The following is a 14416-nucleotide window of genomic DNA, read 5'->3' on the forward strand; positions in this document are numbered from 1 at the left end:
TTTGGGGTTTTCCCTCAAACTCTCGCCTATGATGACCAAGGTACTTTTCGTTTGCATGGGCAATATCTGCCGCTCGCCGAGCGCGGAGGGAGTGTTTCGTCGGCTCGTCGAAGAAGCCGGGCTTTCCGATGCCATTGGCGTTGATTCCGCAGGCACCCACGACTATCACGTTGGCGAAGCGCCCGATGCACGCGCGCAGGCTGCCGCCCGCAAGCGCGGCTACGAGGTGTCGCATTGCATCGCCCGCCAGGTGAAAGCGGAGGATTTCCGCGATTTCGACCTCATCCTGGCCATGGACTGGGAAAACCTGTCCGCGCTGCAGCAGCGCTGCCCCAAAATCTATCACCATAAGCTGATGCTCCTGATGCGTTTCGCGAACGAGTTCGAGGAAGCCACGATCCCCGATCCGTACTATGGCGGCGTCGACGGCTTCAGCAAGGTTCTCGACTACATCGAAGACGCCTGTCAGGGCGTGCTTGAGCTGGTGCGAAAGCGGGTATTGCAATACCAGGCAGCCTGATCCAACCGTACTCGACGCACAAATAAACCCTGTCATCAACTGGCAGGGTTTATTTTTTGGTGAAAACAGTACAAAAATGGTCGTGTATTGCTATACTTGAGTAAATTGATCGGGATTTACCTCGTTCCGATGCCACTTGCACAAGGACATTCCCCATGCGTTTAACGACCAAAGGGCGTTTCGCCGTCACAGCCATGATCGATCTTGCACTGCGGCAGCATAGCGGGCCGGTGACATTGGCGGCAATCAGCCAGCGCCAGAACATTTCCCTGTCCTATCTCGAGCAGCTGTTCGGCAAATTGCGCCGCCACGAACTGGTTGACAGCATGCGCGGTCCCGGCGGCGGCTATACGCTGGCCAGGCTGGCTCGCCAGATCACCGTGGCCGACATCATCTTCGCCGTCGATGAGCCGCTGGACGCCACCAGTTGCGGCGGCAAGGAAAACTGCTCCGTCGGCCGCATCGGCGACAGCGGCCAGTGCATGACCCACGAACTGTGGGCGACGCTCAGCCGGAAGATGGTCGACTACCTGGATTCCGTCTCCCTGCAGGACCTGGTAGACCAGCAGCGCATGCGCCTGCTGCAGGAGTCCACCAAGGAGCGTCCCGTGCGCATGAGCCCTGCCGCGCCAAGTGCTAAACTGACAGAAGCCGCGCTGGCTTGACCACGGGTCCAAGCGCAAGCCTCGCTGTTCACGGCGAGGTCAAGCGGGGCGGCTGCTTAGTTGGAGCCGAAGGCTCCCCCGAATAGTGGCGGAGAAGTTCAGGCCTTCAGGCCGAGATTCTTCGCCGCACGCCCCGGTTTTCGGGGCGGGCTTCGCCTTCCCCGAGTTTTGCAGAACATGTCCAAACGACCTATCTATCTCGACTATGCGGCCACTACCCCGGTGGATCCGCGCGTTGTCGACGCCATGGTGCCATGGCTCTACGAGAATTTCGGCAATCCCGCTTCGCGCACCCATGCCTACGGCTGGGACGCCGAAGAGGCCGTCGAGCAGGCGCGGGCCCATGTGGCCGCGCTGGTCAATGCCGACGCCAAGGATATTATCTGGACTTCCGGCGCGACCGAGTCGAACAACCTGGCCATCAAGGGGGCCGCCGCGGCGCTGGCGCATCAGGGCAGGCATGTCGTGACGGTAGCTACAGAACACAAGGCCGTGCTGGACCCCTGCCACGAGCTCGAACGCCAGGGCTTCGAGGCGACTTTCCTGCCGGTCATGCCCAATGGACTGCTGGACCTCGACCGGTTCCGCGCCGCACTGCGCGACGACACCATCCTGGTGTCGGTCATGCTGGTCAACAACGAGATCGGCGTCATTCAGGACATCTCCGCCATCGCAGCCATCTGCCATGACAAAGGCATTCTGCTGCATGTCGATGCGGCCCAGGCAAGCGGCAAGGTCGCCATCGACCTGCAGGCGACGGATATCGGCCTGATGTCGTTTTGCGCGCATAAAACTTATGGCCCCAAAGGAATCGGAGCCCTGTATGTGCGCCGCAAGCCGCGCGTGCGGCTGCAGGCGCAGATCCACGGCGGCGGGCACGAGCGCGGATTCCGTTCCGGCACGCTGCCCACGCACCAGATCGTGGGCATGGGCGAAGCCTTCCGCCTGGCAAAGCAAGAAATGGCGGATGACATGCAGCGGCTGGCCGTGCTGGGCAGGCGCCTGCGCGACGGGCTGCTGGGCCTGCCCGATGTCTACCTGAACGGCGATGCCGACCAGCGGGTGGCCACCAACCTGAACATCAGCGTGGATCATATCGAAGGCGAGGCGCTGATGATGTCCCTGCCAGAGATCGCCGTATCCAGCGGCTCGGCTTGCACGTCGGCCAGCCTCGAGCCCTCATACGTGCTCAAGGCGATCGGGCGCAGCGATGCGTTGGCCTACAGCTCGCTGCGGCTGAGCATCGGCCGCTTCACGACCGATGCCGACATCGATGCGGCGCTGCAATTGATTCCCCGTGAAATCAACCGTTTGCGTGAGCTGTCCCCGTTCTGGGAAGATCGCGTCCCGGTGGCGGGCATACCGTCATGAGCGTGGGCCGCGGTTGCGTTGACGTAAGGCGAGACAGGTCGTAACATGAACTATAGTGCGGAAGTATTGGCGCATTACCGTAATCCCCGCAACGCCGGGACGCTTGACCCGCAATTGCCGGATGTTGGCACCGGGCAGGCCGGTTCGCGCGAGCAGGGGGCGGTTGTCCGCCTGCAGATCAAGGTCGAAGATGACGGCCGTATCGGACAGGCAAGGTTCAAGGCGTATGGCTGCGGCTGCACCATCGCCGCCGCGTCGCTGGCTACCGAGTGGCTACAGGGCGCGGATCTCGACAAGGCGGCGGTGCTGAACAGCGCGGCGTTCGTCGAAGCGCTCTCGCTTCCGCCAGTGAAGATGTATTGCGCCATGTTGGCAGAGGATGCCATCCAGGCGGCAATCGGTGATTACCGGAACAAACAGCAGGAATAGCGATGACAATCACAATCAGCGAACAAGCGGCGGAACATATCCGCGCACGTCTGCACAAGCGCGGCTCGGGCATAGGCCTGCGGCTGGGTGTGCGCCTGACGGGCTGCTCCGGCATGGCCTACAAGCTGGACTACGTGGATGAGCCCATGCCCGGCGACCAGGAGATCGAGCAGCATGGCGTCAGGCTGTTCATCGACCCCAAGAGCTTGCCGTTCATCGACGGCACGCACATGGACTACGGGCGAGAAGGCTTGAACGAAGGCTTCAAGTTCCAGAACCCCAACGAGAAGGCCAGTTGCGGCTGCGGGGAATCGTTCACGGTTTAGAAACAAAAACGATAGCGGTTCGCCCGAGCATCATTGGGCATCCTCTCCGACAATTCCGTGCTCTACGGCATAGACGGCTACCTGGACCCGGCTGGACAGGCCGAGTTTTTTCAGGATGTTTTGTACGTGAATCTTGACGGTGCTTTCCGCAACCTTGAGGTTGCGGGCGATGACTTTGTTGCTTTCGCCACGGGCAAGGCATTGCATGATTTCGCGCTCGCGCATTGTCAGATGGACGGCACTGGCTGCCGGCGCGGCCTGCGGCGGCTGTGAACGGAATTGCTCGACCAGTTTATTCATCATACCGTCGGAGATAGCGGTGCCGCCGACATTGACGCGCCGGATGGCATCCGTCAGCGAGTCGGCTTCTACATTTTTCAGCAGGTAGCCCGATGCGCCATCGCGCAGCGCTTGTCCCAGTTCATCGGCATCTTCCGATACGGTAAGTATCAGGATTGCGCAATTGGGCGCTTCCTGGATGAGCAGTTGCAGCGTTTCCAGGCCGGATAGCCCTGGCATGTTCAGATCGAGAAGGACCACGTCCGGATTCAGGGCTTTGGCGCGTTTGATGCCTTCAAGGCCATCGGCAGCTTCTCCGACGATATCGAAATCCGGCTGTCGCTGGAGCAAAAGCCGTATCCCAGTGCGGAAAAGGCTGTGGTCGTCGATCAGAAGAATACGGATTGTCATGAAGTGGAGTGGTTCTCTATAAGGTTGGCGTGATGGGACGGAAGAATAGGGATCAGGCCGCCTGCCGTTCCTCCGCAGGCAAGCACAGGGAAACCGATGTTCCGTGTCCTGGCCTGGAGCGCAGTTCCAGTGTGGCATTGATGCGTTGCGCCCGTTCATGCATGATGCGTCGGCCAAAGCTCTCGCTGCTGCGTCTGGATGCTTCTTCCTGATCGAAGCCGACACCGTTGTCCGATACCTGGAGACGGAAATCGCGGCTATTTTCCAGACGGATTTCGACTTTGTCGGCTTGGGAGTGTTTGCGTACGTTGGACAGCGCCTCCTGCAGTATGAAAAGTATCTGCAATTGCTGCTCGGGTGCGAGCGGCGAGTTGGCCAGCCCTTCGGTGATGAGGACGGTTTCCACGGAGCTTTGCCTCCGGAAGCGGGCAACAGTATCTTCGACGGCGGTCAGCAGATCGCCTTTGGTCAGCTTGCTTCGGAAGTTGCCCAACAGCTCCCTTACGTCCTGGTAGGTTTCTCTGATGCCGGCCTGCAGCAGCGGAAGAATCTCGATGGCTTCCTGCCGATTGTTATGGATGATGGCCTGATCCATCAATTGCAATTGAAGGTTGAGAAAATTCAGGCTTTGCGCGATGCTGTCGTGCAGCCCTTCGGCGAGCAGGGCGCGTTCCTGAACCATTGCCAGTTGTCGCGCCTTGGCGCTTAGCCGCCGGTTTTCCAGCGCGATGCCAAGATGCTGGCCCAGTGTCTCCAGCAAGTGACGCTCTTCTACGCTCAAGGCGCGGGTTTGCTGGAAATGCAGGGAAAAAGAACCAAGCACTTCATCGCGCGCCTGTATGCGAAAAGCCGCCAGACTGCGAAAGCCTTCTTCTGCGCATTTGAAGCTATGGGGCATGTCGAGCTGCCTGATGTCCCCGATGACGATTTCGCCGCTGCGTGTGGCGGTCCCGCAGAAGCAGCCATCGGCCTTCATGCAGTGTTCTGCGTTGTCATGGGCCGTGGACAGCCCGCGCGATACCACCATGGTCAGGTTTTCCCTGGAGGGATCCAGGGTGCGGATAGAGCCGCCTTCGGCATTGAACTGCGCCATGACCCGGTCAAGAAAGCCCTGGCACATCGTTTCTATATCGCTGGGCTGGTTCAGAAAGGCTGCCATGTCATAGAGTATGGCCAGTTCTTTGTTCTGCGCGGCAAGTTGCGCTGTCTTCTCGTTGACCCTGGCTTCCAGATCGTTGTACAGGCTTTCCAGTTCGTCAGCCATGCTGTTGAATCCAGACGTCAGGACGCCGAATTCGTCCTGGCTTTCGACAGGAAGCCGCAAGTTGAACTCATGCGCGGCCATACGGCTGAGCCCGTGCTGCAGGCGCAATACGGGGAAGATTATCCACAGGTACAGCAAGTAGATCATTGCCAGCATGCCGATGCAGGCGATCACGATAAGAATGCCCTGGGAAAGCCGCAGCAGGTACGTTTTGCTGGAGTTGTCCTTTTCTATCAACGAAACCAGTTGGTTCGCCTGTGTAATGAATTCCGGAATATGATCCAGGTACCGTTGATTTTCCGTCCGGTCCATGGCGCTGAGCGCAGCTGGCCTCATCTGGTCTTGCCATATACGCAAGACCAGGCTCATTTGAGCCTGTATGGTTTTGTCGTCAGGCAGAAACAAGGGCCTGGCTGGATTGCCTCGCTTGAGCAGAGCCAAGGTATCATCCTGCGCCTGAATCTGCTTTTGTACCCGGTCTCTGTGATTTTTGTCCGGCATGGCCCGCAGTGCGGACAACTCGACCGCTACCAGATTGGCGCGCATACGCAGGCTACCGGCATCGTTGATGGCGCCTCCCGAGCCTTCCAGTTGCCATGATAGCCAGAGCGTCCAGCTGATCATGGCAAGCACCACCAGCAGTGCAACAACGGAACTGGCGATAATGCGTGTCGACAGGCGCCTGCGCAGCGCTGGTTGTTCAGGGGCGGGCAGTGGAGGGGCCATCGTGAAGTTTCCGATGTGCGAATACCTTGGCAAGTATAACGTTTGCGGCAAGCCGGTCAGCGGGCTTCGCGGCGCCCTGCCGGCTCATGTTCCGGTTGCCGGGCAAGCGCTTGGAGGCTAGATGATTTGATTCATTATTGCACCAGCGGGCTGTCGGCGCCTTCCAATGAAACCCCTTTGATGCTGGCCTTGCCCACCAGTTGCTTGACATACTGCCGCCAGGCCGTATCGCGGCTGGTCGCCGCCAATGCGCTGGCAATGGATCCGGCCACGGCTTCGTATGGTTGCAGGCGTCCTTCGATTTTCCGGTTGACACGTACGATATGAAATCCGAAGCGCGTTTCCAGAAGTCGGGGGAGCATGCTTCCCGCAGCCATGGCGAAGACAATGCGCTCGAATTCGGGAACAGTGTCGCCACGCGCCAGCTGACCCAGGCTGCCGCCTACCTCGCCCGAAGGACAGTTGGACAGCTTTCTTGCCATTGCGGCGAACTGCGAAGCATCCGTTTGCAGCAGGTCCAGGGTTTCCTGCGCCAGGCTGCGAAGGCCATCCAGATAAATCCCAGGTGTGACCTGGAACAGAATATGATCGGCTTCTATCAGTTCACCTACCGTAAACTGGGCGGGATTGCTCTCGTAATACCATCGGCAGGCTGCGTCGTCCGGCACAGGCGCCTGAACCTGGGACTCCAATAACCTGTCGATGGCCTGCTCGTCATTCTCGCAGCGGATGCCCAGCCGTTGGGCCTCGTCGAGCAGGACGCGTCGCAGCACCAGGGCGGTCATTGCCATCTGCACCGGCGCCTTGGCGTCAGCGTAATGCGGAATTTCGGCTTCCATTTCGGCATCGGTCAACTCGACGCCATTTACCGTTACAGCCATGTTGGACTCCAATGCGGAAAATTTTGTGTTCTCAGCGGTGGCGGACCAATTGCCAGGCGCGTCCCAGATAAGCGATGGAGGCGAATCCACTCCAGACGTGCACCAGCCGGGTGAACGGGAATATCACGAATAATGTCATTCCCATGAACAGGTGCGCCTTGAAGAGCAGGGGAGCCTCATCCAGGAATGATGCGGCCTCGCCGCGGAATGTGACGATATGCTGTGCCCAGCCCATGAGCTGCACCATCATGTGGCCGTCCATGTGGTCGGCGGATACCGCTATGGTGGACAGGCCGAGAAGCAGCGTGAGCAGAATCCAGATCAGCAATATCTTGTCACCGATGCGGGTTTTCGCGGCGATGCGTGGGTCGGTGAAGCGCCGGTGTATCAGGATGGTCAGCCCAATCAGGCAGAGCGTTCCCATGATGCCGCCGGCGGTCATGGCGACTGCCTGCTTCAGGCTATGGGAGACGCCCAGCGCGTCCCATACGCTGACAGGCGTCAGCAGTCCTGCCAGGTGTCCGAAAAACAGGCCGATGATGCCGACATGGAACAGGATGCTGCCAAGACGCAGGTTGCCGCGGTATAGCAGCTGCGAGCTGTCGCTTTTCCATGTGTACTGTTCGCGCTCGAAGCGCAGCAGGCTGCCCAGAAGGAATATGGCCAGGGCGATGTAGGGGTAGATTCCAAACAGGAATTGATGCAGGGTATTCATGCCGATGTTCCTTTGTTTCAGGCGACCGTACCGCGCGGGTAGAATTTCACGGCTTGCTCATGTATCGGGGCTTTGTTCAGCAGCGGTTCCACGCCATCCGGCCCGACCCCGAAGACTTCCATGGCTTCGTCCATGTCGCGCACAGGCGGCTCCACCTGCTCGCGCGGCTGTACGTCGGTCATGGCGCGCAACACTTGAAATATGCAGGCGTAGGGGCTTTGGCTTTCGGCCAGGCGCCGGCCAATCACCGCGAGTACGTGAATGGCGTCTCCCAGCAGGGGGCTGGCTTGCTCTAGGGGCAGCAATCCCAGGAATTCCAGAAACAGCGGGACATAGTCGGGCAGTTCCTTGGCGGAAGGTTCGAATCCATGGCGCAGGTACTCTTCCAGCAGGTCGACCATGGCTTGTCCGCGATCCCGGCTTTCACCGTGGATGTGCTCGAACAGGTGCAATGAATGCCTGGGATTGCGGTCGAAGGTGGCGACATAGTTTTCCTGTATGTCGATCAGGGAGCCGCTTGCCAGAAAGTGCGTGAGGGGCAGCAGGGTGCTGCGCATTTCCGGCCATTGGGCCAGCGTCTCGTCAATCTCGGGCAGGGCATCACGCAAATCCTGTTCTGGGTAATCGAGCAGGCAGGAAAGAATTCGATAGCGTTGCATGGCGGCTCCTGGTTATCTTGCCACTACGGTGGGCTTGCGGCGGGATTTGGGCATGTCGACGAAAATATCGCTGCCTTGCGGCCGGCGGCCGAACAGCCCCGCGTCGGAGACTCCGCCCGAGCATCCGTTGCCGAATGTAAAGCCGCAGCTGCCTTTTTCGTTGAAGCTGTCTTCGGCCATTTCCTTGTGGCTGGTCGGAATCACGAAGCGATCTTCGTAATTGGCGATGGCCATGATCTGGTACATGTCCTCGATCGTGGCGGCATCGAGCCCCACGGATGCGAGTGCTCCCGCATCCGCCTGGCCGTGTACGGTCTGGGCGCGCTTGTATGCGCGCATGGCGATCATGCGCTTGAGCGCCAGAGCGACAGGTTCTTCCTTGCCTGCCGTCAGCAGATTGGCAAGGTAGCGCACGGGGATGCGCAGGCTGTCGATGTCGGGAATGACGCCATTCATGCCGAATGTCGTGTGCGGCATGCGCCCGGCTTCGGCGGCGGACTGGATGGGCGACAGCGGCGGGATATACCAGACCATGGGCAGCGTGCGGTATTCCGGATGCAGCGGGAAAGCCACTTTCCATTCACAGGCCATTTTGTAGACGGGCGATTGGCGCGCCGCCGCCAGCCAGCTTTCCGGTATGCCTTGCTTGCGGGCTTCGGCAATGATTTCAGGATCGTGCGGATCCAGGAACAGGTCGAGCTGCGCTTCGTAGAGATCCTGTTCGTCGGCGGTGACGGCGGCTTCCTGGATGCGGTCGGCATCGTACAGCATGACGCCAAGGTAACGAATGCGGCCGACACAGGTTTCGGAACACACGGTGGGCTGTCCGGCTTCGATCCGCGGGTAGCAGAAGGTGCATTTTTCCGCTTTGCCGCTTTGCCAATTGTAATAAACCTTCTTGTAGGGGCAGCCGGAGATGCACATGCGCCAGCCGCGGCATTTGTCCTGGTCGACCAGAACGATGCCGTCGTCTTCGCGCTTGTAGATGGACCCGGAAGGGCAGCTCGCGACACAGGTCGGGTTCAGGCAGTGCTCGCAAAGCCGGGGGAGGTACATCATGAACGTGCTTTCGAACGTAGCGTACATTTCCTTTTGCACGCCTTCGAACAGTATGTCCTTGCTGCGCGCGCTGAATTCTCCGCCCAGGTCATCCTCCCAGTTCGGCCCCCATGTTATTTTTTCCATTTTCTCGCCGGTCAGCACAGAGATGGGACGCGCCGTGGGCGGCGTCTGGCTGAGCGGTGCATTTTGCAGATGCTCATAATCGTAGGTGAACGGTTCGTAGTAGTCGTCTATCTGCGGCAGATTGGGGTTGGCGAACAGATTGGCAAGAATGCGCAGCTTCCCTCCCTGGCGCGGTTGCAGCTTGCCGTTCGAGGTGCGTACCCAGCCACCCTTCCATTTGGACTGGTTCTGCCACTCCTTGGGATAGCCGATGCCGGGCTTGGTCTCGACATTGTTGAACCAGGCGTATTCGACGCCGTCGCGGCTGGTCCAGACATTTTTGCAGGTGACGGAGCAAGTGTGACAGCCAATGCATTTGTCCAGATTCAGCACCATGCCGATTTGTGCGCGTATTTTCATTTCATGGCTCCTGCCTGCGTTGTTTCTTCCATGAGAGGACCTTCCATCCAGTCGACTTTGGTCATCTTTCGCAGGACGACGAACTCATCCCTGTTGCTTCCCACGGTGCCGTAGTAGTTGAATCCGTAGGCAAGCTGGGCGTAGCCGCCGATCATGTGGGTGGGCTTTAGCACTGTGCGCGTGACCGAATTGTGAATGCCTCCGCGTTTGCCGCTGAGCTGCGCGCCAGGCACGTTCACGATCTTTTCCTGGGCGTGGTACATCAGGCACATGCCTACGGGAACGCGCTGGCTGACGACCAGCCGGGCGGTGACGACGCCGTTGACATTGAAGACTTCCACCCAGTCGTTGTCGACCAAGCCTGCCTGCCGGGCTTCCTGTTCCGATATCCAGACATGAGGTCCGCCACGGCTGAGCGTCAGCATGCGCAAATTGTCGGAATAGGTGCTGTGTATTCCCCATTTCTGATGGGGCGTGATCCAGTTCAGCACCAGCTCGGGTTCGCCATTGGAATAGCGTTGCAGCATCGGCTTGATGGTCTTGGTATCGATGGCCGGTTTGTACACGCAGAAGCCTTCGCCGAAGTCGAGCATCCAGCGGTGATCCTGATAAAACTGCTGGCGTCCGGTCAGCGTGCGCCACGGAATCAGTTCGTGTACGTTGGTATAGCCGGCGTTGTAGCTGACTTCCTCGCTTTCCACGCCAGACCAGGTGGGCGAGGAAATGATTTTGCGCGGTTGGGCCTGGATGTCGCGAAAGCGGACCTTGTCATGTTCGCGGCCTATGGCCAGATGCGTATGTTCGCGTCCGGTAATCTTGCCCAGCGCTTCCCAGGCCTTGACGGAGACGTGACCGTTGGTTTCGGGGGCGAAGGTCAGGATCATTTCCGCGGCATCGATGGCGGTGTCCAGGCGTGGGCGGCCATGATTGACGCCGGGCTCCTGCACCACCTTGTTGATGCCGCCGAGTTCATGCACTTCGTGCTCGGTGTTCCAGTTGATGCCCTTGCCGCCATTGCCGAGCTTGTCCAGCAAAGGCCCAACCGAGGTGAATTTGCGGTAGATGTCGTTGTAGTTGCGTTCTACGACGGTCATGGCCGGCGCGGTCTTTCCGGGGATCAGTTCGCATTCGCCATGCTTCCAGTCGCGCGGTTCGAAGGGCTGGCCGAGTTCTCCCGGAGTGTCATGCATGAGCGGGGTCAGGACGATGTCCTTGCGCGTGCCGAGGTAGGGTCCGGCGATCTCGCTGAACGTCTTGGCCAGCAGTTTGTAGATTTCCCAATCGCTCTTGCTTTCCCACAGAGGCTGGACTGCTTCGCTCAGTGGGTGGATGAAGGGATGCATGTCGGAGGTGTTGAGATCATCCTTTTCGTACCACGTGGCGGTAGGCAGGACAATGTCACCATACAGGCAGGTAGTGCTCATGCGGAAATCGAGCACGGTCAGAAGATCCAGCTTGCCTTCGTGTGCTTGTGGATTGAACTTGACTTCCGTCGGCCGGATGGCGTCGCTCTCATCGCTGAAAACAGCATTCTGGGTGCCCAGCAGATACTTGAGCATATATTCATGGCCCTTGCCGCTGGATCCAAGCAGATTCGAGCGCCATATGAACATGTTGCGGGGAAAGTTGGCGGGGTTTTCAGGATCCTCGCAGCTCATGGACATCCTGCCGCTGCGCAATTCTTCGGTCGTGTAGGCAATGGGGTCCATGCCTTTGGCCTCTGCCTGCGCCACGACGTCCAGAGGATTGGTCTGAAGCTGTGGCGCTGACGGCAGCCATCCCATGCGCTCCGATTTTGCGTTGAGGTCGATCAGGCTGAGGCGGTCGTAGCGGGATTGATCAGCGGCAGGCGACAGCACTTCATCGACGCTCAGTTTTTCGTGGCGCCACTGGCTTGTATGCGCATAGAAGAACGATGTGCCGTTCATCTGGCGCGGAGGACGCGTCCAGTCGAGCGCAAAGGCAAGCGGCGCCCAGCCGAACTGGGGGCGCAGCTTCTCCTGGCCCACATAGTGAGCCCAGCCGCCTCCGCTTTTCCCGACGCAGCCGCACATGACAAGCATGTTGATGATGCCGCGGTAAGTCATGTCCATGTGATACCAATGGTTCAGGCCTGCGCCGACGATAACCATAGATTTTCCCTGCGTATCATGCGCATTCTGGGCGAATTCGCGCGCTACTTGTATGACGTGCCCGCGCGGCACTGTCGTGTGTTTCTCCTGCCATGCAGGGGTGTATGGCACATCGTCGTCGTAGCTCAATGCGACGTTGGGGCCGCCCAGTCCGGCGTCTACGCCATAGTTGGCCATTTGCAGATCGTAGACCGTAGCCACCAGTGCGCTGCTGCCGTCGGCCAGTTGCAGACGGCGGGCGGGCACGCGACGCACCAGCACGGCGTCATGTTCACCGCCGAAGTACGGAAAGGCGACGTCGGCGACTTCATCGTGGCTGCCCATGAGGCTGAGCTGGGGAATGATGTCTCGGCCACTGCCCGCGTCCCTGATTTCCAGATTCCAGCGTCCTGGCCTGCTGTCCGGGCCGGCATCCTTTTCGCCCCAGCGCAGGCCGATGGAGCCATTGGGAGCGACGATCTCGCCAGTGGATTCATCGATCAGCAGCGTCTTCCATTCGGGGTTGTTCTGCTGGCCAAGATTGTCATGCAAGTGCGATGCGCGCAGGAAATGATCGGGATGGAAGCTGTCGCCGTCCTGTTTCAGCAGGACCAGCATCGGCATATCGGTGTATTGCTGGGCGTAGGCGCGGAAGTAGTCGGATTTTTGGGTGAGATGGAACTCTTTCAGGATGACGTGGCCCATGGCCATGGCCAGAGCCGCATCGGTGCCTTGCTTGGGCGCCAGCCAGATGTCGCCGAATTTGACCATTTCGCCGAAATCGCTGGAAATGGCGACGGTCTTGGTTCCTTTGTAGCGCACTTCGGTATAGAAATGGGCGTCGGGCGTGCGGGTTTGCGGTATGTTCGAGCCCCAGACCAGCAGATAGGTGGAGTTGTACCAGTCGGCCGATTCAGCGACATCGGTCTGTTCTCCCCATATTTGCGGGCTGGCCGGCGGCAGGTCGCAGTACCAGTCGTAGAAGCTCAGACAGACGCCGCCGATCAGGCTGAGATAGCGCGCCCCCGAGGCATAGCTCACCATGCTCATGGCAGGGATGGGAGAGAAACCGACAATGCGATCAGGGCCGTAGGCGTCGATAGTGTGGGCGTTGGCCGCGGCGATGATCTCCATGGCGGTATCCCAATCGGCGCGCACGAATCCGCCAAGCCCGCGCACCGACTTGTAGCTGCGGGATTTTTCAGGATCTTCGCTGATGGATTTCCAGGCGGCGATGGGGTCGAGCGTCTTGCGGGCTTCGCGCCACATTTCCATCAGACGGCTCCGGATCATTGGATACTTTACCCGTTGCGCCGAATATACGTACCAGCTGTATGAGGCACCTCGCGGGCAGCCGCGCGGCTCATGATTGGGCAGGTCCGGACGAGTGCGCGGGTAGTCGGTCTGCTGGGTTTCCCAGGTGATCAGGCCGTTCTTGACGTAGATTTTCCAGGAACAGGAACCAGTGCAGTTCACGCCATGGGTGGAACGCACGATCTTGTCGTGCTGCCAACGCCCGCGATAGGCGTTCTCCCATTTCCTGTCTTCATTGACGACCTCTCCATGTCCGTTCGAAAACCTGGATTCGACACGAGACATGAATTTCAGCCGGTCGAGAAAGTGGCTCATGCTGATCTCCGTGAATGTCAGCGGACTGACTGTGCATTTGTGATATTGCGTACGTTGTTACTGTAGGGGCGGGCGAGGCTTTGGGCTATTCATCTGCGGTAGAGGCCGCTCATGTCATTGGTACTAGAGCGTATAGTTCGGATGGCCTAGCCCGGACTTTTCATCAGCCAAGTGATCCGAGCGTTTTTCGGCCGATTTGGCTGGAGTCGTTCGCGGCGAAGACAAGATGACGGCGCGGATGGTGTTTTTTTGATGCCACAGGCGCAATTGCCCCAACCCCCATGGCTTTATAGCGTGCCGGGGACAGCACTTTTTCAGAACTACGGGGCCATGGCGTTTGCCGCGTGGGCGAACACGTGGCGCAAGGGATGGTGTGAGGCCAACAGGACTCGAACGCGCCGGGTATTGCGCACGATGGCCGCCCCGATCTTGAGCAGTCGCACACGGATGGTAGCGGCGCTGGCCCGTTCCAGTTCTGTGCCGCGCAGGGCCAATTCGCGCAGGCGCTGCATCAGGGTGTAGGCCAGCGCGGCCAGCAGCAGCCGGAATTGGTTTGCCGCAAACCGGTGGCAACTGGCGCGGGTGCCGAACAGGTCGAGCTGTGCTTCCTTGATGCGGTTCTCGGCCTCACCCCGGGCACAATACAGCTGGTCGTACAGCTGTACCGCATCGGCCTCAGAACCCGCAATGTTGGTGACGACGAAGCGCGGGTTCACGCCCTGGACGCCGTATTCCAGGCGGGTGAGTACGCGTCGCGGTCGGTTCCAGGAGGCGGCCGCATAGATGAATTCGCTGACCAGGCGCTGCTTGGACCCGCTGCGTCGGTAGTCACGCTCGAGTACCTGT

Annotated in this window: 13 protein-coding genes; 5 read left to right on the plus strand and 8 right to left on the minus strand. The window is 59.5% G+C overall.

Annotation, left to right across the window (positions count from 1 at the left end; genetic code table 11):
- Window positions 1-28: 28 nt before the first annotated feature.
- The 5 genes from EV686_RS09155 (at window position 29) to iscA (ending at window position 3311) form a co-directional block, all read left to right on the plus strand.
- Window positions 29-520, plus strand: coding sequence for a low molecular weight protein-tyrosine-phosphatase (locus EV686_RS09155; protein WP_132476092.1), 492 nt, complete (start codon window positions 29-31; stop codon window positions 518-520).
- Between the two features lie 155 nt (window positions 521-675).
- The gene (gene iscR / locus EV686_RS09160) at window positions 676-1185 is read left to right on the plus strand and encodes a Fe-S cluster assembly transcriptional regulator IscR (protein ID WP_132475949.1); all 510 of its coding nucleotides are present in this window, start codon (window positions 676-678) and stop codon (window positions 1183-1185) included.
- Between the two features lie 177 nt (window positions 1186-1362).
- Window positions 1363-2556 carry an IscS subfamily cysteine desulfurase gene (locus tag EV686_RS09165; protein WP_132475952.1) on the plus strand — a complete coding sequence of 398 codons (1194 nt, stop codon included), beginning with the start codon at window positions 1363-1365 and terminating at the stop codon, window positions 2554-2556.
- 45 nt (window positions 2557-2601) lie between these two features.
- The gene (locus EV686_RS09170) at window positions 2602-2985 is read left to right on the plus strand and encodes an iron-sulfur cluster assembly scaffold protein (RefSeq protein ID WP_132475955.1); all 384 of its coding nucleotides are present in this window, start codon (window positions 2602-2604) and stop codon (window positions 2983-2985) included.
- 2 nt (window positions 2986-2987) lie between these two features.
- Complete coding sequence (gene iscA, locus EV686_RS09175) at window positions 2988-3311, plus strand: iron-sulfur cluster assembly protein IscA (protein ID WP_132475958.1); 324 nt, start codon at window positions 2988-2990, stop codon at window positions 3309-3311.
- 30 nt (window positions 3312-3341) lie between these two features.
- Here the strand turns inward: iscA and EV686_RS09180 are convergent, their stop codons facing one another.
- The 8 genes from EV686_RS09180 to EV686_RS09215 form a co-directional block, all read right to left on the minus strand.
- Window positions 3342-4001: a response regulator gene (locus tag EV686_RS09180; protein WP_132476094.1), complete on the minus strand. Its 660-nt coding sequence runs from the start codon at window positions 3999-4001 to the stop codon at window positions 3342-3344.
- A gap of 52 nt (window positions 4002-4053) precedes the next feature.
- Window positions 4054-5991: a type IV pili methyl-accepting chemotaxis transducer N-terminal domain-containing protein gene (locus EV686_RS09185; RefSeq protein WP_132475961.1), complete on the minus strand. Its 1938-nt coding sequence runs from the start codon at window positions 5989-5991 to the stop codon at window positions 4054-4056.
- A gap of 134 nt (window positions 5992-6125) precedes the next feature.
- On the minus strand, window positions 6126-6872 hold the full coding sequence (locus EV686_RS09190) for a peptidylprolyl isomerase (RefSeq protein ID WP_132475964.1): 747 nt from the start codon (window positions 6870-6872) through the stop codon (window positions 6126-6128).
- A gap of 31 nt (window positions 6873-6903) precedes the next feature.
- Complete coding sequence (gene narI, locus EV686_RS09195; RefSeq protein WP_132475967.1) at window positions 6904-7587, minus strand: respiratory nitrate reductase subunit gamma; 684 nt, start codon at window positions 7585-7587, stop codon at window positions 6904-6906.
- A gap of 17 nt (window positions 7588-7604) precedes the next feature.
- Complete coding sequence (gene narJ / locus EV686_RS09200; RefSeq protein ID WP_132475970.1) at window positions 7605-8246, minus strand: nitrate reductase molybdenum cofactor assembly chaperone; 642 nt, start codon at window positions 8244-8246, stop codon at window positions 7605-7607.
- A gap of 12 nt (window positions 8247-8258) precedes the next feature.
- Window positions 8259-9830, minus strand: a complete 1572-nt coding sequence (gene narH, locus EV686_RS09205; protein ID WP_132475973.1) for a nitrate reductase subunit beta — start codon at window positions 9828-9830, stop codon at window positions 8259-8261.
- Window positions 9827-13570, minus strand: coding sequence for a nitrate reductase subunit alpha (locus EV686_RS09210; RefSeq protein ID WP_132475976.1), 3744 nt, complete (start codon window positions 13568-13570; stop codon window positions 9827-9829). Before EV686_RS09210 ends, narH begins: the two co-directional genes overlap by 4 nt.
- 320 nt (window positions 13571-13890) lie before the next feature.
- Window positions 13891-14416 (minus strand): transposase (locus tag EV686_RS09215; protein WP_207901720.1); only part of this gene is annotated, 526 nt, incomplete at its 5' end.

The sequence above is a fragment of the Paracandidimonas soli genome (genome assembly GCF_004342005.1).
Taxonomy (GTDB): domain Bacteria; phylum Pseudomonadota; class Gammaproteobacteria; order Burkholderiales; family Burkholderiaceae_B; genus Paracandidimonas; species Paracandidimonas soli.

Excerpts from the sequence above, each read along its gene's own strand:
- EV686_RS09155 (WP_132476092.1), top strand. The coding sequence starts at position 29 with ATGATGACCAAGGTACTTTTCGTTTGCATGGGCAATATCTGCCGCTCG.
- iscR (WP_132475949.1), top strand. The coding sequence starts at position 676 with ATGCGTTTAACGACCAAAGGGCGTTTCGCCGTCACAGCCATGATCGAT.
- EV686_RS09165 (WP_132475952.1), top strand. The coding sequence starts at position 1,363 with ATGTCCAAACGACCTATCTATCTCGACTATGCGGCCACTACCCCGGTG.
- EV686_RS09170 (WP_132475955.1), top strand. The coding sequence starts at position 2,602 with ATGAACTATAGTGCGGAAGTATTGGCGCATTACCGTAATCCCCGCAAC.
- iscA (WP_132475958.1), top strand. The coding sequence starts at position 2,988 with ATGACAATCACAATCAGCGAACAAGCGGCGGAACATATCCGCGCACGT.
- EV686_RS09180 (WP_132476094.1), bottom strand. The coding sequence starts at position 4,001 with ATGACAATCCGTATTCTTCTGATCGACGACCACAGCCTTTTCCGCACT.
- EV686_RS09185 (WP_132475961.1), bottom strand. The coding sequence starts at position 5,991 with ATGGCCCCTCCACTGCCCGCCCCTGAACAACCAGCGCTGCGCAGGCGC.
- EV686_RS09190 (WP_132475964.1), bottom strand. The coding sequence starts at position 6,872 with ATGGCTGTAACGGTAAATGGCGTCGAGTTGACCGATGCCGAAATGGAA.
- narI (WP_132475967.1), bottom strand. The coding sequence starts at position 7,587 with ATGAATACCCTGCATCAATTCCTGTTTGGAATCTACCCCTACATCGCC.
- narJ (WP_132475970.1), bottom strand. The coding sequence starts at position 8,246 with ATGCAACGCTATCGAATTCTTTCCTGCCTGCTCGATTACCCAGAACAG.
- narH (WP_132475973.1), bottom strand. The coding sequence starts at position 9,830 with ATGAAAATACGCGCACAAATCGGCATGGTGCTGAATCTGGACAAATGC.
- EV686_RS09210 (WP_132475976.1), bottom strand. The coding sequence starts at position 13,570 with ATGAGCCACTTTCTCGACCGGCTGAAATTCATGTCTCGTGTCGAATCC.